A 25,011-nucleotide genomic window follows, 5' to 3' on the forward strand; every position below is an offset into this window, starting at 1 on the left:
AAGATTAAGAATTAACCATTACTGTCCAACCTCTACCTTCTAAAGTAGTTTTGTCCGTCAATCCTTGACTTCCAGGCGCATTATTTCCTCCCAAACTTACATAGCCATTGTTTAAATTATTGGCTACTAATGTGGCAAGTATAGAATCAATTTCAGCACTACTTAATACATTACCTCCAAAATCTAAATAAGTCAATAATGGATTATTTGAAATATTAAGTGTTGACAAAGTGTTATTATTGAATACTAATTTTTCTAATAGCGTATTTGTAGAAATGTTTAAAGCACTAATAGAAGTTGAACCGATATTTAGTTCTTTCAAATTAACTAAAGCAGAAACATCTATTGAATTAATACCGTAAGAGAATTGAAAGTTCACAATTTCCAATGCAGTATTATTTGACAAATCTACACTTGTCATAGTTCCGTTTAAATTAAACAGTTCCAAGTGCTTTAAATTTACTAATGGTGATAAATCCAAAGAGGAAAAAGGATTAGCACCTGCAAACAACCTTTCTACATTTACGTAATTGGTTAAATCAATAGTTTGAATGTTATTGCTTGACATAAATGCATCCATAGGAGTATATAGTCTTTCTACTGCTTTTGAAATAGCGGTTATAATTTGTGGCCTTCCAATACTTTTTTTAGTAGTGAAAGCGTTTAAATAATTCATTACTTCAGTAGTAATCGCTTCGATGTTTGGTGTAGTTGGCATAATTATATTTTTTTTAGATAAATTCGTCTGTAAATTCGTCTGTGAATAATTCAAATGCATCAGGTTCATAAACCCTCAATTCAAAATAATTATAAGGGATACAGTCATCCGATAAAATTCCATTTTTAGTAGTTACAATGTAGGCTTCTGTTCCATCAACTCCAGTAGCTATTTTTATGTTAGCTACATCATTTTCAAGAGTTAAAGAAGTTGGAATAATGTTTGGACAAAGAATTAACGTTGCATAAAAATTATCAGGAATGCTAGTTTTATAATTTCCTAAAGAATTACGTGTAAAACTTAAATTAAATTGTTCAAAATCATTATCCAATATTTCTAAAGATGGATTATTTGTACCATTTTGAGCAATAAAACCTGTAATGGTTTTATATTTTCTTGAATAATTGGTTTTAGATACTGGTTGAATATTGCCAGTATAGTTGTAATTGATTGAACCTACTGATCCATTCCCATTAAAAAACTTTTGAGTAGAAATTTCTTCCGTTAAATCGGTAAAATTATCGTACTTAATTTTTAATAATTTGGGTAAATATGCAGGGTCATATATGTTAGCTTCTCCATTAAGATAAATATATCCATTTGGCATCATCGAATTATCATCGGTTACTGTCATACCAACATTTATACACTCTTCTAAGTCTAATGTTTTACAGTCAATACGACAAATGAATTTATTGTAAAGGGAAGTAATTACAATCTTCCCATTAAAAATGGTCATCCAATGCGGATGCGGTCTTTGAGTTCCATCTAAGGTTGTAGTTAGTTCACCTGAATTCCTTAATTCAGTACCATCTAAATTCAAAACATCAATACCAATTTTATTATAAACTCCTGAAGAGCGGTTTACCCAAACAATGAAAATTTCATCATTGTAGATGTAAAACGGATAAGGTGAATTGATTCTTTTGGCAGCTGTGGTTCCAGTGGTATAAATTATTTGAACTGAATTAAAAGACAAATCCACTTTTACTAAATAGGCTCCTGAATTACCGTTAGAAATTAGCGTATAGATATAACCTCGATACACTTTTAACGTATCAGTTGAACCAATGTAACCCGTTCCACTTGGTAATTGAAAATAGGTTTGCTCTTCTAAATTGTACGGATTAATTTTACCTAAAATTACAGGTTGACCTGTTACTCGATTTGATAAATACAAATAGTCTTCATAGAAAACCATACTGTGAACAAATGTAATTCCAGTTAAAGCCTTATAATTAATCGCTTCATAGACTAATTTATTCGATTTAATTTGGCAATTAATTAGAGAAACGATAATATTATCCACTCCAAAATTACACGTCAAGAAAAGGTCATTGCCATTTCTGACAATCTCGTTAATATTGGTTATGGTTGTTCCTGGTATCGAAAGAACAAAAGTTCGATACGTATTGGTTTTATAAACTAGTTCATTACCCTGAGCCGAACCAGCGATATAAAAATCAGCAGGCAAGTCTTTGGTTGTATTATTGAATATTTTGCCAATAGGTATAAATAAATTATTCATTTCTTATCTTTTTAATAGTTAGGGCTGTAAGGGTAATAAGTGCTACACCTGTAAAAGTGATTAAGCTTTTTTTTTAAACACAAAGGATTTTAAACGGTCAAGCCACCCTTGTAAAAACACACCTCCTAGACTTTTGTAATGATTAATTCTTTCTATCATATAAAGCTCGTGTAGTTGTTCTTGATTTACTTTGTTAATTGCTTGTATCGTTTGATTACCAATTACACCATCAACTGCTAATGCATAACCAAATTTTTGATTTAAAACACGTTGCACTTCTTTGGCTGCTAAACCAATTCCTGCATTTACCCCATGATCGATAATGATGTTTGCAACAGATTGATTGCTTATTGAATCTCCACGCATTACATTCCAATACCATAGCTTGTAAATTTGGACCGCAGTACTTTTTGGCATAATACGCATATCAGTTTCTGTGGGTGGTCTTTTAATCCAAAGCTCATAAGTTTTTGCAGAAATACCCCAATTGGTTCCTACTAATTGTCCTAAGCTATTATAGTTTCCTGAATCTTGAGAATGCTTTTGATAGCCACCCTCAACATTCTGAAGTATTTTTAAAAAATCATTAAAATTTGCCATAATCATTATACTTTAAAAATTGAAGCAAAGGGCATTGCTGCCCAATGCTGTCAACCTCGCTACTAATACAACTAATAAAAAAAGAAGTATCTTAAATATTTTTATTTCGAATAGACACTATACCCAAAAAGGCTTGCAAGAATAAGTATGCATAACCAACAAGGCTTCTTTTTATAGGTTCCAGTATATCCAGGTAAATTGGTAAACGCATCTTTCATTAAAATGGTTTTGTAATTCAGATTAAGAACAATGTCTTGAATTTGTTCTTTCCCAACGTAGCTAATAGCTACTTTAGAGTAATTATTGATATTAAAATCAGAGATAGAAAAATCCCCTTTTGCATCAGTAACTACTCCATAAGGAACTCCATTAAAACTTGGGTAATCCAAAATGCTTACGTGTGCCCCCTCGAGTGCTTCTCCAAACTCATCTACTACTTTGCCTTTAAAAGCAACTATGTTTGTTTTCGTTTCCATTATATTTCTCTATTAACTTCTTTATGAGCCACCCAACCATAACCGTAAAAGGTATCTAAGGACCATGCTACATCTACAACATAATAATACTGTCCGCTTGTAACTCCTCTGTACACTCTAATAATTTCTCCGATAGTTTGTGAGTACTTCATAAAGTCTCTTTTTACGCCACTGTTTTGATATTCACCGTTAACTTCATTGGCTTTATAGATAGTAGTACCGTTTGGGTTTAAAACTTGAATTGTCGTACCAACTGTAAAAGGTGTTTGTGGCTTAATACTTCCATCAGGATTAAACTGACCTTCATATTCTGATTTAGCACCTAATGAATCAAAGAACTTTTGAAGTTCTCTATTGTTTAATTCGCTTAATACATCAGTCAATAAATTACTATCGAACAGCACTTTATAGGCTTTTACTACATTTTCCAAAGAAGAAACTTTTAGAGCCAAACTATTAAGTTGTGCTTCATCAGTTCCATCAGGAATGGTAATAGAGCCAAACGGCCACGCATCAATTTTGTCAATGGAAAACATGGCTTTGTACATGACCATTGCTGCTTGCACATCAGGTAGATGCGCATATTTCTCCACAAACTTTTGCTTTTGCCATTCTTTATATTTTTTCCAACCATAATACCCCGCAAAGGCAATACCACCTCCAATAACTAATGTTTTTGTGGTTCTAATCACATCGGGATTTGTGGCTAAGGTAGCAACTGCTAAAGGGTTTGATAGTTGTTTTTTCATTTTATAAAAAGGTTTTTAACATGGCGAATTTAGTGGCTGAACTCAAATAAGCTCTAGCTTTACTATTATCTGACAAAGAAGTTAATCGCTCTAATTCTTCGGTAGATAAAGCTTTTAATTTCTCAATTGCTTTAACTCTTTTAAGTTCATCAATCGAGTTTTTTCCAGTTATAATTACATTAGCCATTTTAGATATTGTATTTAGTTATTAATTGTTGTAATTCTGCTTTAAATTGATCGTTACCCATAAAGTTTAAAGTAGCTCCTACAAAGTTTACATCTTGATCAGAAACCTCATTTGCAGAAATGTAATCTACAAAATCACGTTTAACGTCTGATAAATTGTTTAATGGACTATTTAATGCAGTAGTAGTAGGAACTTGTCCACTTTTCATTGCAACCATATTGGCAAATACTTCAGGTGCTTTTTCAATAAGTTTTTCAAAAGCAGGTGAATCTAAAAAGGATTTGTTTTCCATTTTAGCCAAAGTAATAGCCATAGTTTTTTCCTGTTCTGAAACCGCTAGTTTACTTTTGAGTTCTCTGTTTTCAATTTCTTGTAAATCAAAATCCTGTTTAATTTTTCTGAGTTCCTCTGTGCGCTCTTCCAAAGTTTCTTTCATCGCTTCGTACTTATCTGCTTTACGAACCATATCTCTTGTTTCAGGTGCAGATAATCCAAAAGGACTTCCTAATGCTCCATAATCAATAGGATTTGGATTAATGGTTGGATAGGAATAATGTTGTGGTATTGCCTGATTTGTAGGTAAGTGATTGGATGATGTTGCAACTGGTAAATTTTGAGGTTTGTCACTTTCAGCATCAAATTTAATGGTGTAACCCATACCTCTTACTTTTACATTTGTATTGCCTTGCTTTTTGCGATGCTCAATCCAAGCTCTTGTTTTGGTGCTTGGATTTAAAGACAAAATGTATTGTTCTAAATCTTCGTTTGGAATGTCTTTATAATGAACATTTTGACCTATTCGCGTATCGTTATTTAGATTGGTAATCCAAATGAAATTCTCTGGATTCTCTTTTAAAAAATTAATTGTATTTTGAATTGAACTCATAATATGTAGCGTTATATTATTGATTACATTTATCTTCAGATACTTTTAAACATCTAAAGAGTAGGTTTTTTCCTGTTTCAGATTGAAAAATAATTGACACGTTATTGCCTTTGTCGATTTCTAATCCGTTTGTATGAATGGGAAAACTTTCGTCTTTATCATACAAGACACCATCAATAATAACAGGTGCATCTCCTAAATTTTGAAATACAGGGTTAATACATCCCTCAAGAGGGAAAGCATCTATACTATTATTAATAGTAGCTCTAACGTAGTTTACTTTTTTCATCTTAACACTTGCTTGAATCTTGGTTTGTTACTACTGCAAATAAAACTTGAACAGTAATATTATTTGCTCTACTTGGAGTGTAAGCCGAAAGTCTTATGTTATACTCATACCCACCTTCGAAATCCACAGGGCGTAATGAGTTTAAAAATCCACCTCCTGGTTGTTGTTTGGAAAAGGATAAATCACTAGGGCTTAAAACCTCATTTCCATTGTTAAGGATAGATAAATTAATTATTTCACCTGAAGTATTTCCAGTATTTACTTGTGCAATACCAATTACTTTTCCATCAGGTAATTTTATCGAGGTAGAATCTACGGTGGAGTTTGCAGCTGGAAGAGTAACATTAATGATTTTGGTTTCAAATTTTTTCATAAAACTTAAAATTAAAAAAGCCTTACCTTACAATAAGGCAAGGCTTTTTAGTTATGGTTGTGGTTAAATGGTTTCGAGAATATTATACGTCTGACTTTTTAGAAGTCTGAGCACCGTTGATTCGTAAATACACGTAGTGTTTTACTCCTGCATCTAAAGTTACTCCTGGAGGGAATTTGATTTTTGCAGTTATTTCTCTATTATCAGCAAAATAATGAAGAGTTCTTAACTCTTTATAAGCATCTGAAATTTTGAAGCCATCTTTGTTATTCAAATCTTTAATAGGCATTCTTAAAACTTCTCTACCCTCTTGTTCTAAGATAAATACTGCATTACGCAATTCTTTTGGTGCATCCGATACATAATCAATATTACCTGCTAATCCTGAAGCAGCATTTGTAGCATATCCAATTGCAACTTCGTCAAAGACAAAGGCTCTACCTGTTTTTAAACGGTTTTTATCAAAAGAGTTGATACCGTCTACACGTTCATCAGTTGCATCTAAAAGGTCGATTGTTCCTCCTCCTGAAATTTCTTTTTTAAGTTCTAAAACTTGATCTTGTAAGGCAACATTATTTTTTTGAAAATCAGACTGTAATTGTGTTGATAATCTTTCTTTAATTCCGATTAAGAAATTAATAGCCATTACGAAAAAAACTTTGTTATTCATGGTTTTGTGGTATTAAATGGTTTTTGTTTTTACTAAATTGTTTTTAAAATGATTTTTTGATTGAATTAAACGCCTAAAGGTGCTCTACTTGGTAGCGTAACAGGTTCAGCTCTTTCTAAAGGTGTAGTTCCTTGATTCCAAGAATACGAGCTATTCAACATTTTTGCGCTTACTGGAGCAGGTTGTACGATTGTTTCTGCATTGTGTCCTACAACGGCATTGATGAACTTACCAGTAGTTTTACTGTTGTCTTGTGCATCAATTGCAGGGACTAACAAGTCGGTAACGGCATCGCTACCTTGTTTGATAGCCATTCCTACTAAAGCCGCTTGTGCAACTTCTCCTGCGGTTGTTTTTGTGTCTATACACGCAGCTCCAACTAATGCAGCTACAGCAATTGCACCTTTTTTGTAAGAGTTAGTGCTTTCAGGCATAACTGCCGCCACACCGTCTGAAAGCTTTGCTCCAATAACTCCTGCACCAATTTTAGTAGCTTGACCTACTACTGTTTTTTGTGTCGGTTTCTTAAACATGGTTTTTGTGGTTTAAATGGTTTTTAAAATTATTTAAGGAGTTTTTTTATTATTAGGCTAACTCCAAAGCCTATTCCTATTTTGGTTACTAAACTATATCCTTTTTTCTCTGTTGGAGTAGTGGTATTTCCATTTGTATTTGATGAACCTGAACCACCACCTGTATTTGTGTCTATGTTGCTGTCATTATTCCCAATTGTAATCTGTTTTGGTAAGTAGACTTCAACAATTGCTTCAAATGTGTTGTAAATTCTTTTTAGAATTGGTTGTAATTCTGTTAAAACTCCACCCGAAGAGATAAGTAACTTAACAGTTTTCTTTTCATAATTGGTTTGCCCTTGCATTTGAGAAGAAACCACTTTTAATACTGGAATTACCATAGTTTCAATTAATAAATCTCTAAGCTCTAATGCAGGTTTTGAAAGTCCTTTTAGCTCATTGTATTTGTGATACTCTTTTAAAAGGGAAACTCTTTTTAAAATGGCATTGATTTTTTCCAATTTCGCCTCACTAAAAGCTTGGTTTTCGATAGCCAAAACATCATTGGTGATGTCTTGAATAATCAAACTCAAATCGTTTGAAAAATCGTCAAGTAACATTTCTTCATTAAAAGTAGGTTCGTACAAACCTCTTGGGTCATTCTGTAGATTTGCAAGAATCTCATCATACTCGTTAAAGGTTCCTCTTTGCCAAAAAGAGCTTCCACCTGATCCAATGTCTTGAGCCAAATTGGAAAAACTTCCGATTTCTGACGATATTCCAAAAGTGGCAGTATTTAGTGAACTATCTACAAAACTCGCTACTTTAACAATAAGTCTTTTTAAAGCTCTACCCAACCATCCGTTAAGTTGTTCCTGATTGTATGTGTATTGGTTATTATACATCTGCAACGGTTTTATTTTTGTCGTCTCCTTTAAACATATAAGCACCAGCTGCTAAAACCATAACTACGCCTGCCACAGTACCAAATCCTGCTTTGGTAACTTGTTGGTTTTTTGGAGGTAAATTACTATAGTTGGTATCTCCATTTGTATCATTGGTGTTTCCTGTAGTACTATCTCCTTGTCCCAAAACTGAAAAAATAACTGGTGCAGTTGTTAAGATAGTTTGCATTACGCTAGCAAGATTAATAGACGATGATGCTACATCGCTATTTAAAGCACTTTCAATTTCAGGTGTTAAAATAAAAGCAGGGATTTGTTCTGTTTTAGGTTTATTGTTAACTGAATAACTATGCTCTGAAGCTACGATATTTACTCCTAGATTAGTTCCCCATAGATAAACACCATCAAAATAGTCTTTTGAATTGGCAAAATGTGTGAAATTATAAGGTGTTCTATCAGGACCAATTTCAAAGTATGTTACAATGTGTTTTTCAAAAGCAAGTCCCAAAACTTTCCAAATTTTATTATCAAAGAAAGAAAGTAGAAATTCAAAAGATGCATCGGAACAAGGGTTCCATCCTTCACGATATTTTGTAATATACGTTAGTACTAATGCGTTTCTTTTTAACCAATACTCAACATAAATTTTATGAACGTCTTCAAAACGCTTTTCTTCTATTGCTTTATTGTATTTAGCAATAATAGATATAAAGTATTTTGTGATTTCGGGGATTAATGCTTGTAAACGGTTTGCATCAAATGCCGTTCCGCCCCAACATTTAATTGAATTGAATAGTTTTGATAGATTTAAGTCTTTGAATAATTTTGATACCCAATCAAAATTAATATCACTCCCATCTTCATTGGCTGCTAAATAATTGATCGGGTTTTGTTCCCCACAACTACACGCTAACATTTGATAATCATATGGATTTTCAAAATACATTTGCTTTTGATTTTCATCTAGTGGACTAGCTAGTCCTATGTGTGTTAATCCTGACATACTTAAATCGTATTTTTCATTATAATTAACTTCTTTATTATCATGTGTTGTAGCGTCAATCACATAGTAACCTAAATTAGTTGGTACAATTACATAAACATGACTCCAATGATTTGAACCTCTTAGCTTTACTTTCCTAAATGAATGCGGTATATCCAAATTCAGCAGCAGACAGGATGCTAAAACGCTATACGATTTACAGTCTATTCCTTTCTTTCTGTAATACCAAGCACTACTTGGAGCAAATAATTTTTGAACGTTAGTATCTATGTTATACTGAAAATGGGAATACAACCATTTGTAAATATTAGATACTGTTTCTTGAATTGTTTCTCCTTTTAAAAGTGGAGCAACTTTTTCAAGTTGTTTATAATATTGTACAGTCCATTGTTGCATAAATTGGAGTGTATCGTAAGTGTTATGGTTATCATTTTCATTATCAAAATGATGCACATTGTTTTGAAATCTTGGTATCAATTTCTCATATTGATATCCAGGCATTATGTTTCGATGCAATTTCCTATTTACTCTTGATATTATATCCATAATAAAAAACCTATTACATTAATAATTAATACGCCTGTAATAGGCTTGTTTTACTTAATAACTAATCTATGTCAATGAATCAGAGTTCAAATGTATAAAGCTAAAATTTAGCGTTGTAAGGATTTGCAAGGATTTGCAAGGATTTGCGAGGATTTGCAAGGATTTGATAGGATTATCTAACATTTGCAAGGATTATCAAACATTTTATTTTTAAAATGTTTGTTTTTTTAACTATTTTTGGAGAACCATTTAACCACTTTAGTATGAGTAATAAAGAATTGAATTTTAAAACAAAAAGTGAAGTTTATAAAGATTTTCCTAAAGTTTCTGAAAGGATTTTAAGACCTTTAATTAATGAAACTATTGCAAGGGTAAGTGGCATTTCTTTAAAAGAAGCTAAAGACAGAAAAATAATATACCCGAGAGAATTAGAATACATTTATAAAGAATTAGAATAAAAAAAGCCACTTATATAAGTGGCTTTTGAATTACTACATTAATATTTTTTTATAAAAACAACCTTAATCATAACTACATTGACCATCACAACAACAATGAGGTGGAAACAAACTTCCATCTTCCATAATATCTTCTTCGTTATAATCTTCCCAATTTCCTGACATTTCTACATTGTGTAGATATGTATCACATGTAAATCCGTCACAATGAGAACAAGGTTTATGACCACATTTATAGCATTTTTTTTCATATTGAGTTAATTTTTTGTTCTTTTTAATTATATTTTCAATTTCTTCTTTTGTTGGACTAAATTGGTTTGGTTTAAGCATAGTTTATAGTTTTACTACATTAATTTTTTTTTTTGTCCTAAAATACATTGATGTTCCAAATAATCTGTAATGATAGACGTCTATTTCCTTTTCCATAAATACATAACAGCAACCATCTAAATCCTTTGATACAAACTTATCATTTTTTTTTAAGCGATCTATCTTCATAATTTTTTTGTTTTTCTGCTAATAAAAAATTAAATAATTCTTCTGCATTTTTATTTTTTCCAAATTTCTTTAAAAAGTTATCATAAGCAAGTCTTAATTGAAAAGGATTAAATAAATCTTCATTTTTATTTTTTTCGTTAGTCATAAACTGCAAGGTAGCTGTCTGTCTTCCTGAACTATCTGAAGTAAGGAATACTATTGGAGCTGCATTAATTTTTCTTTTGAATTGTAATGCAATTTTATCACACTCTTTTTCTAATCTAACAGCAAAGTCGAACGCATTTTCAACTGGACCTTGCACAACCATTCTAATGTTATTTTTAATCATAATTTTTATTATTAATTTTTTTATTGAGTGTTAATTTTAAGAGTTCTTAATCAACTAAAACAGTTAGATTTTTTAAATTAATTAAATCTGTATGCAAACTTGGTGGTTCATCGTAAATTTCAATCATTTTAAATTCTCCTGGCATTTCTATAATAGAAGAAACTAAATATTTTGAATCTGCATATATTACATAAGTTTTCTTTGGTATTATTTTTTCATAAACATTTTCAATTTCTGAAAATCTATTAGGATAATTGAATAATACAAACCAATCACGTTGTGCATCAAAATAAAAAATTTCTTTGTTTTCTATATCTATAATGTATTTATTATTCCACTTTTTTATCGTTTCTTCTCTTTGATTGTTAGTCTTAATCATAATTTATAGTATTAGTTATTTTTATCGAATTTTTATTTTAAGAGACTTTTTTTAATCGTCCTTAGCTTTATTTCATATTGATATAAAATTGCTTAAAAACGCTTATTTAAAGTCAAAATGTTATTTTGAGTAAAAAATGATTTTAAGCCTATTTCTTATTAAACGTGTCGTTTTGTACTTTCCGTTACCTAAAACTTCCTCAAAAAGCCTTATTTTAAGTTCTTCGTCCTTTAGATACTCTGAAAGCTTATTTGCTGAAGTAATTTTGGTGTTTTTAACGTCATTCTCTTTTGGATTTTCTAAAACCAAAATGAAGAAATTTTTATTAATTTTTGCGTTTAAAGGCTTATCTGATTTTAGTGCTTTTGACATAATAATATACTTTAAATTGTACTTTATTTTTTTAGTGTTTTTTTAAAAATTAAATATTATTTAATAGTTATAGATTAAATAAATTGCTAGTCCAAAAAATGATATTACCCAAAATGTTGCTATAAATAATAGCATTACTTTTATCAGTTTATAAAATTCATATTTATTCATTTCTGTAATTTTAATAGTTAATATTATAAGTATTCCAACAAATAATTTGTCCTTTAAATGGTAATTGATTTGAAAACCAATTAATAAAATCTTCTTTATTAAGTCCATCATTATTAGCTAAAATATCAATTGAGTTGAAGGCTTTGTTATCAATTAAAATTGATAAATCATTTCTAATTTCTATCTGATATACTTCCTTTATTTTAGTATCAGGTGCTACGATAATTTGTTTGCTATGATATGGTCTACCACTCCAAACTCTTGGTGAGAAATAATCACCTTTTTTAAACCGATTACCTTTTCTAATTGTATGCTTTTTAGGGTTCATCAAAAAGCCTATTTTTGAAACGTTAGCGTAATCATCTATCAATTGTTCTAAATGATAGTTTTGCATTATGATACCATGATTTGCCCAAAACTTAGCTAGAAAGTCTGTTTTTTCTTGTTGCCTTTTATGACCAACTGGAAAAAATCTTGAGATTATTATTACTTTAGACATTAGTTATTTTTTTTTAGTTGGCTTTTCTGTTTTCTTTAATGCTATTTGATAAACCTCATTTTTATTTGTGTAATGGTAAGAAGTTTCACAACAAGAACATTTTACAACTGGCAAATGAATATTGCTTATTTCTTCAAAATCTACTTCTTTATCCTTGTCGATTGTATTACCACAAACCAAACAATTAATGGTGACTGTAAATTCTACTTTGATTTTCAGTATGTCTTTATTATCATATACACAGATGTCATTTTTTATAAAATATTCTAGATTTTTATTTCTTTGAATGACAACATCACGATGTTCTTGTTTGGCTAGATCTAGTTTTTCTTTTCCAACATAGTCAAATTCTCTTCTCATAGCTGTAGGCTTTTTAATTGTTGGTCCAGTGTAAATGAGTACTTAGTTTTAACGTTACGTTCAAACGTGGCGTTACTTTGGTTTTGCCATAAACATACTTTTAATAAAATCGCAGATTCAGAAGCTTTTAGGGTTATTGTATATCCTTTTTTGGGTTGCTGTTTTTCAATTTTATTTCTAAAGTTGAACCATAAGCGCAACGCTAAATCAACGTAAATAATGGCATTTAGAAAATCTGATTGTGAACGTAAATTGGATGCTAACGAATTTTGATATTCGTGTAATTCATTTTGTAATACTTGAATTTCTTCTTGTGTTACATTTTGTATTTTTATTGTTTTCATTATTCATAGATGTATTTAAGTGTATTAGTGGCTACATCATAAATTTGAATTTTATTGTAACCTTTTATTTGAGATGACAATCTTTTAACCATTGAATGAATTATATTTTGATCAGGTTTATTATTGTGCTTAATAGGTGAGTACCAAACTTGATTAGGCTTTCCTTTTGGAAACAAAACCACCATTTTAAGCTTACTTTCTGTTTTGCTCCAAAATGGCATTTCGTCTCTTTTTTAAGTTAGACTTCATTTGTTTGTACTTTGCATTGGCTTGTTCCTGAGTATGAGCAAATACAATGACTTTGTTTTTCTCAAAGTAGAACTTCTTGTTTCCTTTCTTCAGCAGCTGCTTTTCTTTGTAATTGTAAAGCCATTGTCTTACTTTTGGAATAATTACACTTCTAACGAATAATGAAATGAGATAAAGGGTTGCTAAATAGCAAATGATGTTGATTGTTTTCATGTGGTTAAATGGATTTAAATTATTAATGTTTATATTGAAAATGTTATGCTGTCATTTTCTTTTCTTTATACTCTAATATTGCTGGAATGTTATGAGAGAGAATTTTATAGAACCATTCAGGTGGAACTGCATTGCCTATAAGAGATATTGAGTTCTTATGACTTAATTCTAATCCTTCCCTAGTAAAAAAATCACGTGGGAATGTTGAAATTTCAGAAAGTTCCTCAGCATCTAAAAATCTTGTTTTTATATCAAAATCATGTAAAACAGTCACTAATTGATGTTTGTTAACCTGTAATATTGGCTTCAAAGGTTTATTAGTAGATTGAGTATTTTGTTCAGGATTCCCATTACTATTATAATATTGACATAAAAACTGAATTTTCTCAATCGTTGTTACTAATTGGCTAGTATCTCTACAAGGTTGAGTTCTTAAAGGAGAAGAAGTAGATTGAGCCTGATTATTTCCATAATACTGTGTTATAAATTGTTTAGTTGTAACAAGCATTTTAGTTTGCCTTTGTAACTGTGTCCTTAAAGGTTTTGTAATAGGGTCAGATGTATCTCCATAACAATAATCTGCAATGAATTGCATTTTCTCAACTGTAACAAGTTGATGTCTATTTTCACTCGTTTGTGTTTTTAAAGGCTCTGAAAGTTCAGTGATTCGCTTTATACCTTGTTTTCCACCATAATAACTACAAATAAATTGATGGAAATCGGGAGATTCTTTTTTTATTCCGTAGGCTATACGTTTTTGACTATTAGGTACTAAAGGTTTTCTTAAATTTTTTGGTAACTCAGTATTAAATTTTCTTCCAAAAATAGAATGTCCATGATTATCTAAATCAATAAATTTTTCGCAAGCAATCCATTTTTCTTTTCCATCAGTACCATTTTCATTGTGAGTATATTCAGGAAACGAACAATCTATACCTTCTTTATAAAAAATTGCAAAATATCTTGTTCTTGTTGTTGGGATTCCATCATCGGCAGCACATCTTATACTTTCAATATATTCATATCCCAAAGATATCATTGCACTTTTCCATCTTTCGAATTCTTCACCTGCTCTTTCTTTTATTGGTTTTCCGTTTTCATCTAATGGCCCCCACTTTTTTACTCCAGGTACGTTTTCAACTGTGAGTACTAATGGTTGTAAATATTTAATGTACCGGTACAATTCCCAACCCATCATATAACTCTGTTTATCTATAGGTCTTGAACCTTTAGCATTACTATGTTCATCACATTCAAATGATGCCTGAATAATGTCAACCTGTTCAAGTTCTTTTTCGTCTTGAACGTAAATATCAGACCAATATACTTTTGTGTTTGGTAAATGAAAATTGGCAGTTTTACAAGCTATTTTATCATGGTTTAGAACCCAAAGAACTGATATGTTTTTATCTTTTGATGCCCCAGTTGCACAACCTAGTCCACCTGCAAAAAATTCACCATAAGTAATTTTGTTTTTGTCAATAGGAAAACTACTAAAATTTAAATTATACTGTTGTTTATTAATTCTCATAATGTGGTTAAATGGTGTTAAGTATTAATAATTATTTTAATTTTTTATATTCTTTATTTTCTTTTACCCAAGCTTTATACTCTTTCAAAATAATTCGACATTTGTCTTGAATTTCTTGATTTTTGTAGTACAGACACACATAAGCAAAATTTCCAATATTGCGTACATTCCATCTGTAAAAATCTGTTGAATCATAAGGGTCAATATCTTTGAATTGTTCTTTAATAAATTCTTCGTTATTTAAGTTTTTAATAAATGTTGTATCGGCAAATAAAGACTGCATTTTCAAGCTATTAAAAGCTAAATGGTATTCAATAACTTCTTTGTGTTCAGGATATAAATTATCCCAATTTTTTGAAGCAATTTTTATCATTTCTTTTCTTATAAAAGGTTTAATAAATACTATAATTAGAAAAATTAAATTAGCAGTAAAGAAAAAATTTGAAAATCCTGATTTGAAAATGAACAAAGTAATCATGGGTTAAATGGTATTAATTATTAAATTATAAAGTGAATTTTTGTTTGTTGAATTTCATAGTTAGTAACTAGAATTTCTGTATTTCTATTCTTAATGTTTTTCCTTGTTTTCAAGGTCGTTACATTCATTTTGTAATCTGAAGCAAAATCTAAAATTGGTTCGTAATGAAATTCAGATAAAGCGCATTTAATTCCGCAGTTTACCATGATTTTAAAACAATCTTCTGTATCTTTTACGGTCCAGTTCTTTAATTTGTAATTATTATCTCTGTCAAGATAGTTTGGATCTAGGTAAACAAAACATTTGTCTTTTGGTAATACTTTTTTACTAAATGATATTTTACCAATCACATTCCTAAAATCATCATTTGTAATCTTTGCGTTTTGTAACCTTAAAAAAGTATTTTCAATGTTTTTTAGAATTGTTTTTTTGGAATTATCTAATCCAAGTCTTAAAGTGTCTCCTTTACCTACAAAAGTGAAATTTGATAAAAAAATGAAACGTAAAGCTTTTCTAATAGGTTCAATTTCTGTATTACATTTCCAATAATCAATTAAGCTTTCAGTTATCGGTAAAATTGTAAGTTGATACTCAAATTCATGTCTATTATTCATTACAACATGGTATAAATTGGTAACATCATCATCATAATCATTCAAAATTGAATATTTAGGCAATGGAGTATGGAAATAACTACCACCTGCACCAAAAAACAATTCAATGCGCATTTTATGTTCAGGAAAGCAATTAAATAACTCTTTACACATACTTTTTTTATTTCCAAATCGGTTTAAAATCATAATTCAAATTATTCGCAAATCATGTAAATTGATTTGCAGGTATTTAATTCTAAGTCGTTTTCGAATAAATCTCCTGTTGCGTTTTTATCTTTTCTATAATTTACTACATCTTGAAAACTTGTATATTTTACTCCGTTATCTGTAATTTGGTTTCTGTACCTTTTCGGAACTCTATCAGGTTTAAAAAATGTTGATTTAGCTTTGTTTTCTGCTTCATTTACTTTTTTTACTATATCTGGAAAGTCTTTTATAATTAAATCAATTTCTTTCTGAGTACACATGATACATGGGAAGCATCCTACCCTTGAAAATCCTTTGAAGTATAATGGATTAATTTTATATCCTCTATTTAGAGAATAAGTAATAACTTCGTTTGCTGATGCATTAAAAAATGGTCTCAAAATATCATCAGTATAGTTTTTACACCATTCAAAAACTTCTTCTTTTCTATAAGTATGATATTTTTCATCTTCTTTACCTTTGGCTAGCCGTTTAATTGCTTTTTCAAGTTTGTTTTTTTGTGCCAATGATAATTTATCCTTTTTTGATAAGTTTTCAATTATCATTGAATTTGTTTGATATGGTTCAAAATAGTATTTGAAATACCTACATTCCTCATTCATTTTGGAACGTGATTCACTCTCATCTGATCTAATTCCTTGTAAGATTATAAGATTTTCTTTTTGTTCTAATACAAAATCAATCATTGGAATGACTTTTAATTCTGTAGTACAAAATTTTGATTTAGATGCTGGAAAACGTTTTTTCTTAATTGCTAAATCAACCATTCCATTATATACTTTTGATTGTAAATTAAAAAATGTAACTCCTAATTTTTCAATTACATATTTGACATGAGCATAAGTAATATCATGCTCCCACTTTGTATCACAAAATACAGCGATTACATTTTCTAAACCATATTTTTCAACTGCATATAAAAGTGTTGCTTGACTGTCTTTTCCACCGCTAAAAGGAGCTATTATTTTCATAATTAAAATGTTTTAGTTTTTTTTACTGAGTAACTCATTAATTTTTCTGTAAATTTTAATCGGTATTGTTCAGGGAGATTGTTTTTGATGTAATCGAACGTATCGTTTAACGATAGTCGGTTATTCATAAATCTTTTAATTACTAAATCAAATTTCTTAGCATAATTGATACGTTCTTTACGTTTCTTTGCGTTTAAAATGATTACATTTTCGTTACTTATACGTTCTTGAATGTCTTTTTTATGCTTTTGAAAAGCTTTTTGAGTGTATTCAAAACCAATCTCTTTAGGATTTGTTCTTGTAAAATCTAAATATTGATTCGGGTATAATGGTTTTACATTGTATTTTGTAAACCATTTGGATGCATGGTTCAATCTCCAACGGTATTCTTGTAACTTATCTACCATTAAATCTTTGTGGTATAAATAGCCATTTTTAGCAATTAATTTCTTATCCATCCATTGATTGTAAGCTTGTAGCCAAGAACCAAAAAACGGTGAGCTGTTTTTGTATAATCTTGCTAAACTTTTGAAAAAATCTTGAATAATTAGTTCTTTAAATCTTTCTCGAGGAATAGTCCCGTACTTGGATTCGTGGTATAAATATCTGATATCGATAGGAACATAGTTATTATACTTGCCTAATTTCAAATTATTGCAAAACCCAATCTTATCTTCAATTAAAATTTCGAGATTTTCTGAAATTTTAACATTTTTCGCGCGCCCCTCTGTTTGCTTATTTTCTAACTGTGAAGTGGTGTTATTGTAAAAAGCAAATGAATTATCAGGCGAAGCCGTTCCTATCTCAAGAGAATTGTTATCAACATTCTCTTTTATTTTACTTTTATTTACTTTAGTTACAGTAATCTCTTTGTTATTGCAAAAACTTTTAGCGGTTCGGAGCGTAACGCATTGATTTTCAAGGGTTGTTAATTTTTCGGTTTTGAGGTCTAAAACAACTAAAATTTCGGGGTTTATATGCACTTTTACACCTCTTCTGTGACCGCAAAAAGTATAGTCAAAAAACACACCTGCATCAATTAAATGCTTTCTGTGATTCTTAATCGTTTCGTTGGTTACTGAAATACTCTTAATACCGTTTCTTTCTAACTGGGTAATCTTAACGGAATTAATTTCAAGCATTTTTAACGGTCTCTCTTGAGTAATACCTAAATCCTGAATTACTTTTGTATTCTGTTTTAATTGCTGTGCGTATTCGTGAAGAATGTTTTGGAAAATTAGCTCTGTAGGATATTTAAGAATGTGAAGCTTTTTCTTTGGTAATTGGATGCCTTTTTCAGTAAAAAGTTTATCTACTTCCTTATTATAAAAGCTAGCTGAATACGTTTTAAATTTCTTAACAAAAACTCTTTTCAACGTTTCCTGCATTTCGGAAAGTATTACTAATTTGCAACTCTCGTTGTATTTGGCAATGGATTCATTTTCAATTTTACGTTTATCATTGATATCGGCTACATAAACCCTGAATTTGTCCATAGTAGCTGCAAAAGATTCGTTTTCAAGTATTGGCCATATTGCCTTTAATGGGCGTTCGTTAAACGCAGATGCAACGTAAATTTTTGGTTTTTCTAACGTGGGTTTAACGTCTTTAAACGTATCGATAACGTCACGTCGAATAACGTTTACTGGAACGTTATTTTGCGTTACAGGAGTTATTTTCCCAAAAATATTGGCGTGAAATAACTCTCCAATTTTCGCTGGATTGCTATTATTGTTATTCGACCTCATATCAATTTTTGTTTAGCGAATTGATATATATATTCGTTCCGAAAACAATGATTGCGAATGCTGAAAGACAAATAACAAATGAGTTAATATCTTCTTTTAAGGTTTCTTGATTAGATTTTCCTGTTACCCAAAAGTAAAGGAATAGAACTGTTAAAAATACTATGAAGTATAGTATGGCTTTAAGTGGTGAAAATTTCATGGTACGTGTGGTTTTTAAATGGTAAATGGTTTTATTTTATTTCAGGTTCAACAACTTCTATATTGTTAATTTGATTAGTTTGAATTTTATGTATTTCTTTTCTTTGTTGAATAAGATACAGTTGTAAATGGCTTACTGGCTGTATTTCGTTGTCTTTTTCAATTAGTTCTTGCAGGCTTTCAATATCTGTGGTGTATCGTGCTTCTTTTTCGTTTAAATTCTGAATATTTCCCATAATATTTTTTTTAAATTAATTACATCGTCCTATTAAAATAGTATTGTCTGTTTCATCAAATTCGACTCTATCAGCTTGTCCATAACAATCACAACCTTCATGATATACTAATGCATCTTTTGGACATTTTTCTAATAATTCGATTAATTGTCCTACATTTAAAATTTTATCTTTAACTTCATTGTTAATGTTTACTAGTGCCATTTTATTTGATGTTTTTAAATTTATGATTCAACTTCCAAAGCTTTCATTTCTTCATCTGAAGCTTTTTTAATTCTTTCAATATAACTTTGAATGCCTTTTACGGTATTTTGGTTTCTTGGATAATCGTATCTGTTTTTCAAAGCAGTATCTAATTGATGATTATAACCCTCACGAATTGCCCACCTGTATTCCAAAATTAATTTAGATGTAAGTAAATTTCTGTCTTGAGTTACTTTGTCAACTTTTTCTAATGCTACAGTCATATACCAGTCATAATCTTCTTTAGTGTAAGTGACAGGTTCAGGAAGCTTTAATGTTATTAGCTCTTTTAAACTGAATTTTTCTTCGCTTTCGCGTTTGTAAACTTCATTTTCAGTAATTAAATGCATATCGTTCATGTTTTAAATTAAACTTAACCTTTCAGAAGAGAGCGATGTTAACCCAAAAACTCGCCCTCAACGTCAAGGATTCACACGTTTTGTAACGTGAAGTGGTATTTTACGGTTGGTTAAATGGTCGAGAGTAGCTCTTGTATTACATCCTTCTTGTATTGATCAGGATTGTATTTTTCTACGTAGCTTTCAAAACCAATTGTTCTTGCTACTTCTAACTCACGTTTAACGATATCCATCATTTGTTTTCTTTTGTAAATGACTTGCGTTACTTTGTCCAACTTTTTAAAAGCAGCTGTTGCTTCTATTATTTTATTATTTGTCATAATTTTTACTTAATTTTGGACCGTTAAGCTGTGGTGGCTTAACAATCTACACCGTTCATGGTGTGGTTAAATGGTTGAGAGTGGAGTGGTATCCACTCTCTTTTTTTATGTTTAAGACTCAACAATTTTATAATTCTTCTGAAAATCTTCATTTGAAACACACTTATTGTAGCCCCACTCGTTCTTAATGATATAGAAACCTATCTCTACCTTAATTTCATCCAATTTGTTATCAAGAAAATTTAAAACTTTTATTTGTTCATTATTTTCGATAATAAAGTATGATTCTATGTGATTACTTAAGTATTCACATTCTAGTTTCTTATTATCCTCGCTTAATTTGTATTTATTCTCGTGTGAAGGTTTAAAACTTTTTGGAACTAAATTACTAGAAAATAATGCTATCCTTTCTTGTTCTTTATGAAATGCTATATAATCACCTATGGCTATTTCATTTTCATATAATACATGGTTTTCTATAGCAATATTTAATGATTCTTTTAATTTGTTAATTAAATTAAAGTTTTCATTGTTTAAATGAAGTAAAATATCTATTGATTCGTGTATTATTTGTCTACAAAATCCACTCTTTTTCATGTTTATTTTATTAGGATTAAATTTTTTATAAGTTCACTTTTCTTGTATCTGCGTTCATTTCCAATTGCATAAGCCTTTATTATGCCATCCTTTTGCCATTTAATAATAGTTTGAACGCTAACCTTATAAAAACCTGCTACCTCTTTTTGTGTAAGTAGTTCTTCTTCTTCTTCTTTTGGCTTAACAAATTCCATTACTTCGTTTTTAATTAAACGAGAAAGCTCGAGTGGTGATAAATTTGTAATTTGTACTGCTTCCATAGTAATTTTTTTAAGGTTTGACGGGCGCTCTATTCTATTTTACTAACTTTTATTTTTAAAAACACAACCCAATATTTGTAATTCAAAAGATTAATGTAACCGCATTAATCAATTTTTAAAACTATTTAGTACCACCATATTACGAACAAGAATGAAAATTTTCTTATAAATAGTTTTTATTACAAATTAAACAATGAACTTACTTTTAGTGAGTTAGCCATGCTTACTCTTTAGGGTTGTGTTTATGGTTATAATGTTTTTTATACTTATTGTTCCTTTGGCACAGTTTTAGTTTTAATTCTCGGATAAATTATAGAATCTATTGCATGAGTACTTAAACCAAACTCCGTAGCAGTTACTGAAAGAGCCTTCGACCCTCTTCCAGTAATTTTCTTCAATTCCTCATAACGAGATTTAATTTTCTCATTCCTCTCTTTTTTAAAATCTGCTACAGTCATAATTTTTTCGTATTTTGATACGACAATATTACATATATTTTATAATTAAGACAAATATTTTATAACTAAAATACATATTTTTTATAAATTAATTCTTAATTAATTGACTTTCAATTGTTTAAATAACATAAATTTTATAATGAAAAATTATATTTCTAATAATTTGTCATTCTTAGTTAATAAAATGAATTGTTCTAGGGATGAGTTTGGTGCAATGTTTGGATTAAATAGAGGTAATATTTCATTTTATATAAATGAAAAATCTCAACCTAAAATCGAAACGATACAGAGCATCTGTGATTATTTTAAAATTTCTATAGATGATTTTATTAATAATGATTTATCTAATAAAAACACCTCTTTAAACACCTCAAAAACAACTAACACAGTAGATTCTGAAATCATTACTAAAGAAATTCAATTAAGAGATGACTTAATTGTAGCTTATAAGGATAAAATTGAATTGTTGACTAAACAAAACGAGGAAATACTTGTTCGACTTGAAAATAAGGTTGATCTTGCTACAAGTAAAATTGATGAATCTGCAATTTTAAATCAAAACATTTTTAAGGAACTCGAGGAACAGTTAGAATATATTAATCTTAAGGAAAATTTAGAGAAAGCAAAAAAAATGGTTTCTAATCCAACCAAAAAGAGCTAGTTAATAATTCTCCAAAAGAAGTCATTTAGAGTATTCTCTTTTTTTGAATCGTTAATGTTTTTAACTTCTTTTTCTACGTTTAAAATAATAGAAATATATTCCTGCTCTGATAATAAACCTTTTTTAAGTTTATCCATAGCTTCAGAAACTATAAAGTTGAGTTCTTTATAACTAGAATTTTTATTGCTTTTTAAACCCATTAATTTTTATCTGCTTTTTTGATTTTTAAAACTGTTAAATCAAAGATATTTTCAAGTAATTTTAGTTTAGCATTTTTTTGTTCTGTTTCTACTTTCTCTTTATTCATAATCATTGAAATTAGAGAAATAACCACTAACAAAGCTAACGAGAATCCAAGTACATAAATATTAAAATAAGACTTGTTATCGTAATCATTTGAAAAAAATATCCAGTAAAGAGATAAAGAAATTATATAGATTGGGGCTAAATAACTTATTCTGTAAGGTTTAAATTGTGCTGCAATAATAATAAGAAATTGGCTTATCATCATAGATAGCCAAAACACAAAATTTGTAGTAGAGTTAAATCCGTATATGTTTTTAAATTCAATATTGTAGTAACTTACAAACAAGTCACTTAACAAAATCATTCCTGATACAAGTACCAGGAATGAAGCTATTAGTCTTTTTATCATTTTTTAACCATTAGTCTTTGGTCTTCCGCCACCTCTATCGATATCCTCTTCATCAGTTACTGCTGGAGGAACCGTAGTAGCATCTTCACCACCTTTAATTGTTTTCAAATGTTTGTTGGTTAATTTTTTAACCTCAAAAGTCATAACTTTTTTCATAATAAAATGTTTTAAAATTAATAATACTATAAAAGTATTAATTCTCTAAAACAAACATGATATAACAAACAGCAACTTCTACAAAGAACGTATTTTATTTGTTAAAATTATTACAGATAAAATGTATTTAATGTTAAAATTATATACGTATAAATACGTACAAGGTTATAAAAGGTACGTATTTACACGTATTAAAAAATCAGTATAAATACGTATTGACTGGTTAAATAATTACAGTTTATTTTGTGAATTAATACTAAATAAATATTTTACCATGAAGAAAATTTTAACATTATTATTGTTTGTTGTATCGTTTTCAGTGCTTTCTCAAGAAAAAATCAGTACAAGCGTAGAAGAGTACAATTATCTATTAGAAGAGCTGCCAAAAGAATTGGCTCTAGGAAATAAAATGAAAGATGGATTTGAATTAAAAAAAATTGAACAAAATACATTTAAAGAATTCACTTACACTTACTTTTTATACTGGGACACAAAAAACAATGTAGCTAGAGCTATGCTTATTTCTGCAAAAAAGGGAGATGATAAAGAAAGATTGCTATGTTTGCCATTTAACAATAACGATTTGCTAGAAAAGTTTTTTAAAGAATCTGAAAAACTTGGAGCTAGTATGAAAATGTATTTTGATTATTCCATTTACAATGTATTACAAAAATCTATCGAAAAAGTAGCTAATAGGAAATAGCTTTTTAAAAATAGTTGGCTAATTCCAAAGCTTGGTCGGAACTGCTTTTTCCAATATATGTCAAAAACATTTTTTCGGTGCTGTGTCCAGTTGCAGAAATAAGTAAAGAAGTAGGAATGGTTCCGTAAAAATTTGTTGCAAAAGAACGTCTACCAATATGTGAAGTTACTAATTCATGTTTTTCATATTCTTTAAACACTTTGCGATTTGTATCGGGATCGTTTTTTCCTCCGAAAACTAAATCTGTAATTCCAGCTTTTTTACAAACTATTTTTATTAGAACATTATATTTAGGGTCGGTAGTTTTTTTCGGAAAATTACCGTTTCTCTTTTTTAAAATTGCAGTAACCTTTGGGTGCAATGGTAAAACCATTTTTTTACCTGTTTTTTGTTGAGAAAACTCAATTAATTGCTTACCTGAATGAGTAATAACCATTTCTTTTTTGAATCTCATAAAATCTGAAATTCTTTGTCCTGTATAACAACTTATTAATAGCCAATCTCTAGCTTCTTCTTGTTCCTGGATGCCTATTTTTAGATTTTCAATTTTTTCTAATTCTTCAAAAGTTAAATAAACACTAATTGCTTTTCTTTCTGTAGTACGAATTTCTTCTAATTCATTGCTTATCGTTAATCCTCGTTTCTTAGCGTGCTTACAAATGGACTTAATTACTTTTAAATTATTAGCAATAGTGTTTTTGCTATATCCATTTGTTAGATTATAATTTTCAAATTCATTTTTGAATTTTATATTAATATCTTTAACTAAATACTTTTTCTTGTATTCTTTTTCAATTTTGATTAGTTTGTTCTTTACAACATTAATTTTTAATACTTGCCTATGGCTTATATCGTTTTTTCTCTCTTCTAAATAAAAATTAAAATAATCAATTAATGATGTTGGAACTATACTTTCCTCTTGTGGATTAAAAAAATTTTTTAGCCATTGTAAATTTATTTCCTGATCTAAATTATTATTGTAGTAATTTAGCAACTTAGTTTTAAGTTCTTGCAATTCGAAATCAAGATTTTTAAATTCGGCATTCTTTAAATTTTTTGGACGTTGTTTAGCAGCACTCCATTCTGAAGGATTAATAATGAAGTTTGTTTTTGTTTTAACATCAACCTTACGACCATCTATTAATCTAACATAAATATTTGCAGGATTATTTTTTGTCTGAATTAAAAATTTAATTGTAGCCATGTTTTATTTTTTTAAGCAAACTTAAAGAAAAAGCCGACATTTAGCCAACAATTACTTTAATGGTTTTTAATCAAATATAATGAAATATACAAAACATCT

At 29.4% G+C, this 25,011-nt stretch carries 41 protein-coding genes; 3 read left to right on the top strand and 38 right to left on the bottom strand.

The genetic code is table 11. The annotated features are described in order from the left end of the window. Positions 1-4: 4 nt before the first annotated feature. The 13 genes from FHG05_RS11235 to FHG05_RS11295 form a co-directional block, all read right to left on the bottom strand. Positions 5-718, bottom strand: coding sequence for a leucine-rich repeat domain-containing protein (locus FHG05_RS11235; protein ID WP_140998123.1), 714 nt, complete (start codon positions 716-718; stop codon positions 5-7). A gap of 13 nt (positions 719-731) precedes the next feature. Beyond that, positions 732-2,246, bottom strand: a complete 1,515-nt coding sequence (locus FHG05_RS11240; RefSeq protein WP_140998124.1) for a hypothetical protein — start codon at positions 2,244-2,246, stop codon at positions 732-734. A gap of 60 nt (positions 2,247-2,306) precedes the next feature. Next, positions 2,307-2,846, bottom strand: coding sequence for a glycoside hydrolase family 108 protein (locus FHG05_RS11245; protein ID WP_181369170.1), 540 nt, complete (start codon positions 2,844-2,846; stop codon positions 2,307-2,309). Positions 2,847-2,947: 101 nt separating this feature from the next. Further along, the gene (locus FHG05_RS11250; RefSeq protein WP_140998126.1) at positions 2,948-3,322 is read right to left on the bottom strand and encodes a carboxypeptidase-like regulatory domain-containing protein; all 375 of its coding nucleotides are present in this window, start codon (positions 3,320-3,322) and stop codon (positions 2,948-2,950) included. Continuing rightward, complete coding sequence (locus tag FHG05_RS11255) at positions 3,322-4,071, bottom strand: hypothetical protein (RefSeq protein ID WP_140998127.1); 750 nt, start codon at positions 4,069-4,071, stop codon at positions 3,322-3,324. The genes FHG05_RS11250 and FHG05_RS11255 overlap by 1 nt, the downstream gene beginning before the upstream one ends. Before the next feature lies 1 nt (position 4,072). Further along, on the bottom strand, positions 4,073-4,258 hold the full coding sequence (locus FHG05_RS11260) for a hypothetical protein (RefSeq protein WP_140998128.1): 186 nt from the start codon (positions 4,256-4,258) through the stop codon (positions 4,073-4,075). Position 4,259: 1 nt separating this feature from the next. Next, a complete protein-coding gene (locus FHG05_RS11265; RefSeq protein ID WP_140998129.1) occupies positions 4,260-5,144 on the bottom strand; it encodes a hypothetical protein in 885 nt (294 codons plus the stop codon). Positions 5,145-5,160: 16 nt separating this feature from the next. Continuing rightward, positions 5,161-5,433, bottom strand: a complete 273-nt coding sequence (locus tag FHG05_RS11270; protein WP_140998130.1) for a hypothetical protein — start codon at positions 5,431-5,433, stop codon at positions 5,161-5,163. 1 nt (position 5,434) lies between these two features. After that, a complete protein-coding gene (locus FHG05_RS11275; RefSeq protein WP_140998131.1) occupies positions 5,435-5,806 on the bottom strand; it encodes a hypothetical protein in 372 nt (123 codons plus the stop codon). Between the two features lie 82 nt (positions 5,807-5,888). Then, positions 5,889-6,476, bottom strand: coding sequence for a hypothetical protein (locus FHG05_RS11280; protein ID WP_140998132.1), 588 nt, complete (start codon positions 6,474-6,476; stop codon positions 5,889-5,891). A 65-nt stretch (positions 6,477-6,541) separates the two neighbouring features. After that, positions 6,542-7,009, bottom strand: coding sequence for a hypothetical protein (locus FHG05_RS11285; RefSeq protein ID WP_140998133.1), 468 nt, complete (start codon positions 7,007-7,009; stop codon positions 6,542-6,544). Between the two features lie 29 nt (positions 7,010-7,038). Next, positions 7,039-7,893 carry a hypothetical protein gene (locus FHG05_RS11290; RefSeq protein WP_140998134.1) on the bottom strand — a complete coding sequence of 285 codons (855 nt, stop codon included), beginning with the start codon at positions 7,891-7,893 and terminating at the stop codon, positions 7,039-7,041. After that, positions 7,886-9,442: a transglutaminase-like domain-containing protein gene (locus tag FHG05_RS11295; RefSeq protein WP_140998135.1), complete on the bottom strand. Its 1,557-nt coding sequence runs from the start codon at positions 9,440-9,442 to the stop codon at positions 7,886-7,888. Before FHG05_RS11295 ends, FHG05_RS11290 begins: the two co-directional genes overlap by 8 nt. Positions 9,443-9,705: 263 nt before the next feature. Between FHG05_RS11295 and FHG05_RS11300 the strand changes: the two genes are divergently transcribed. Then, positions 9,706-9,900, top strand: coding sequence for a hypothetical protein (locus FHG05_RS11300; RefSeq protein WP_140998136.1), 195 nt, complete (start codon positions 9,706-9,708; stop codon positions 9,898-9,900). Positions 9,901-9,963: 63 nt separating this feature from the next. Here the strand turns inward: FHG05_RS11300 and FHG05_RS11305 are convergent, their stop codons facing one another. The 21 genes from FHG05_RS11305 to FHG05_RS11405 all read right to left on the bottom strand — a co-directional run bounded on the left by FHG05_RS11305 (position 9,964) and on the right by FHG05_RS11405 (position 21,533). Further along, on the bottom strand, positions 9,964-10,230 hold the full coding sequence (locus tag FHG05_RS11305) for a hypothetical protein (protein ID WP_140998137.1): 267 nt from the start codon (positions 10,228-10,230) through the stop codon (positions 9,964-9,966). A 139-nt stretch (positions 10,231-10,369) separates the two neighbouring features. Further along, positions 10,370-10,726, bottom strand: coding sequence for a hypothetical protein (locus FHG05_RS11310; RefSeq protein WP_140998138.1), 357 nt, complete (start codon positions 10,724-10,726; stop codon positions 10,370-10,372). Between the two features lie 46 nt (positions 10,727-10,772). Beyond that, entirely contained in the window at positions 10,773-11,105 is a 333-nt protein-coding gene (locus tag FHG05_RS11315; protein ID WP_140998139.1) for a hypothetical protein, read from the bottom strand. A gap of 120 nt (positions 11,106-11,225) precedes the next feature. After that, positions 11,226-11,477, bottom strand: coding sequence for a hypothetical protein (locus tag FHG05_RS11320; RefSeq protein ID WP_140998140.1), 252 nt, complete (start codon positions 11,475-11,477; stop codon positions 11,226-11,228). Positions 11,478-11,658: 181 nt separating this feature from the next. Further along, positions 11,659-12,147: a hypothetical protein gene (locus FHG05_RS11325; RefSeq protein ID WP_140998141.1), complete on the bottom strand. Its 489-nt coding sequence runs from the start codon at positions 12,145-12,147 to the stop codon at positions 11,659-11,661. Between the two features lie 3 nt (positions 12,148-12,150). Next, the gene (locus FHG05_RS11330; protein WP_140998142.1) at positions 12,151-12,507 is read right to left on the bottom strand and encodes a hypothetical protein; all 357 of its coding nucleotides are present in this window, start codon (positions 12,505-12,507) and stop codon (positions 12,151-12,153) included. Continuing rightward, on the bottom strand, positions 12,504-12,851 hold the full coding sequence (locus FHG05_RS11335) for a hypothetical protein (RefSeq protein ID WP_140998143.1): 348 nt from the start codon (positions 12,849-12,851) through the stop codon (positions 12,504-12,506). The genes FHG05_RS11330 and FHG05_RS11335 overlap by 4 nt, the downstream gene beginning before the upstream one ends. Beyond that, positions 12,851-13,072, bottom strand: a complete 222-nt coding sequence (locus tag FHG05_RS11340; RefSeq protein WP_140998144.1) for a hypothetical protein — start codon at positions 13,070-13,072, stop codon at positions 12,851-12,853. The genes FHG05_RS11335 and FHG05_RS11340 overlap by 1 nt, the downstream gene beginning before the upstream one ends. Continuing rightward, entirely contained in the window at positions 13,044-13,313 is a 270-nt protein-coding gene (locus FHG05_RS11345) for a hypothetical protein (protein WP_140998145.1), read from the bottom strand. The genes FHG05_RS11340 and FHG05_RS11345 overlap by 29 nt, the downstream gene beginning before the upstream one ends. 43 nt (positions 13,314-13,356) lie before the next feature. Further along, positions 13,357-14,844 (bottom strand): DNA cytosine methyltransferase, encoded by a 1,488-nt coding sequence (locus tag FHG05_RS11350; RefSeq protein WP_140998146.1) that lies wholly within the window; start codon positions 14,842-14,844, stop codon positions 13,357-13,359. A gap of 31 nt (positions 14,845-14,875) precedes the next feature. Beyond that, a complete protein-coding gene (locus FHG05_RS11355; RefSeq protein ID WP_140998147.1) occupies positions 14,876-15,217 on the bottom strand; it encodes a hypothetical protein in 342 nt (113 codons plus the stop codon). A 125-nt stretch (positions 15,218-15,342) separates the two neighbouring features. Further along, entirely contained in the window at positions 15,343-16,122 is a 780-nt protein-coding gene (locus FHG05_RS11360; RefSeq protein WP_140998148.1) for a DNA adenine methylase, read from the bottom strand. Between the two features lie 8 nt (positions 16,123-16,130). Continuing rightward, positions 16,131-17,114, bottom strand: coding sequence for a phosphoadenosine phosphosulfate reductase domain-containing protein (locus FHG05_RS11365; RefSeq protein ID WP_140998149.1), 984 nt, complete (start codon positions 17,112-17,114; stop codon positions 16,131-16,133). A 2-nt stretch (positions 17,115-17,116) separates the two neighbouring features. Continuing rightward, entirely contained in the window at positions 17,117-18,862 is a 1,746-nt protein-coding gene (locus FHG05_RS11370; protein WP_140998150.1) for a hypothetical protein, read from the bottom strand. Between the two features lie 230 nt (positions 18,863-19,092). Continuing rightward, on the bottom strand, positions 19,093-19,296 hold the full coding sequence (locus FHG05_RS11375) for a hypothetical protein (protein ID WP_140998151.1): 204 nt from the start codon (positions 19,294-19,296) through the stop codon (positions 19,093-19,095). A gap of 15 nt (positions 19,297-19,311) precedes the next feature. Next, entirely contained in the window at positions 19,312-19,500 is a 189-nt protein-coding gene (locus tag FHG05_RS11380; RefSeq protein WP_140998152.1) for a hypothetical protein, read from the bottom strand. 20 nt (positions 19,501-19,520) lie between these two features. Beyond that, positions 19,521-19,889, bottom strand: a complete 369-nt coding sequence (locus FHG05_RS11385) for a hypothetical protein (protein ID WP_232338083.1) — start codon at positions 19,887-19,889, stop codon at positions 19,521-19,523. A 119-nt stretch (positions 19,890-20,008) separates the two neighbouring features. After that, positions 20,009-20,218 carry a hypothetical protein gene (locus tag FHG05_RS11390; protein WP_140998154.1) on the bottom strand — a complete coding sequence of 70 codons (210 nt, stop codon included), beginning with the start codon at positions 20,216-20,218 and terminating at the stop codon, positions 20,009-20,011. A 111-nt stretch (positions 20,219-20,329) separates the two neighbouring features. Beyond that, positions 20,330-20,815, bottom strand: coding sequence for a hypothetical protein (locus FHG05_RS11395; protein WP_140998155.1), 486 nt, complete (start codon positions 20,813-20,815; stop codon positions 20,330-20,332). 2 nt (positions 20,816-20,817) lie between these two features. Continuing rightward, positions 20,818-21,075, bottom strand: coding sequence for a helix-turn-helix domain-containing protein (locus FHG05_RS11400; RefSeq protein ID WP_140998156.1), 258 nt, complete (start codon positions 21,073-21,075; stop codon positions 20,818-20,820). 266 nt (positions 21,076-21,341) lie between these two features. Continuing rightward, entirely contained in the window at positions 21,342-21,533 is a 192-nt protein-coding gene (locus FHG05_RS11405; protein WP_140998157.1) for a hypothetical protein, read from the bottom strand. A 139-nt stretch (positions 21,534-21,672) separates the two neighbouring features. On the opposite strand from FHG05_RS11405, the gene FHG05_RS11410 reads away from it, so the two are divergent. Continuing rightward, entirely contained in the window at positions 21,673-22,194 is a 522-nt protein-coding gene (locus tag FHG05_RS11410; RefSeq protein WP_140998158.1) for a helix-turn-helix domain-containing protein, read from the top strand. On the opposite strand, the gene FHG05_RS11415 is transcribed toward FHG05_RS11410, so the two are convergent. From FHG05_RS11415 to FHG05_RS18420, 3 genes are read right to left on the bottom strand one after another with little or no spacing between them, the layout of a single operon-like run. After that, entirely contained in the window at positions 22,191-22,394 is a 204-nt protein-coding gene (locus FHG05_RS11415) for a hypothetical protein (RefSeq protein WP_140998159.1), read from the bottom strand. The genes FHG05_RS11410 and FHG05_RS11415 overlap by 4 nt on opposite strands. Further along, a complete protein-coding gene (locus tag FHG05_RS11420; protein ID WP_140998160.1) occupies positions 22,394-22,849 on the bottom strand; it encodes a hypothetical protein in 456 nt (151 codons plus the stop codon). The genes FHG05_RS11415 and FHG05_RS11420 overlap by 1 nt, the downstream gene beginning before the upstream one ends. 3 nt (positions 22,850-22,852) lie before the next feature. After that, positions 22,853-23,005 carry a hypothetical protein gene (locus tag FHG05_RS18420; RefSeq protein WP_157504243.1) on the bottom strand — a complete coding sequence of 51 codons (153 nt, stop codon included), beginning with the start codon at positions 23,003-23,005 and terminating at the stop codon, positions 22,853-22,855. 274 nt (positions 23,006-23,279) lie between these two features. Between FHG05_RS18420 and FHG05_RS11425 the strand changes: the two genes are divergently transcribed. Further along, complete coding sequence (locus FHG05_RS11425; protein ID WP_140998161.1) at positions 23,280-23,708, top strand: hypothetical protein; 429 nt, start codon at positions 23,280-23,282, stop codon at positions 23,706-23,708. 4 nt (positions 23,709-23,712) lie between these two features. Here FHG05_RS11425 and FHG05_RS11430 read toward each other — a convergent pair whose 3' ends face one another. Beyond that, positions 23,713-24,912 (bottom strand): site-specific integrase, encoded by a 1,200-nt coding sequence (locus FHG05_RS11430; RefSeq protein WP_140998162.1) that lies wholly within the window; start codon positions 24,910-24,912, stop codon positions 23,713-23,715. Between the last annotated feature and the right edge of the window lie 99 nt (positions 24,913-25,011).

The sequence above is a fragment of the Flavobacterium profundi genome (assembly GCF_006491645.1).
Taxonomy (GTDB): domain Bacteria; phylum Bacteroidota; class Bacteroidia; order Flavobacteriales; family Flavobacteriaceae; genus Flavobacterium; species Flavobacterium profundi.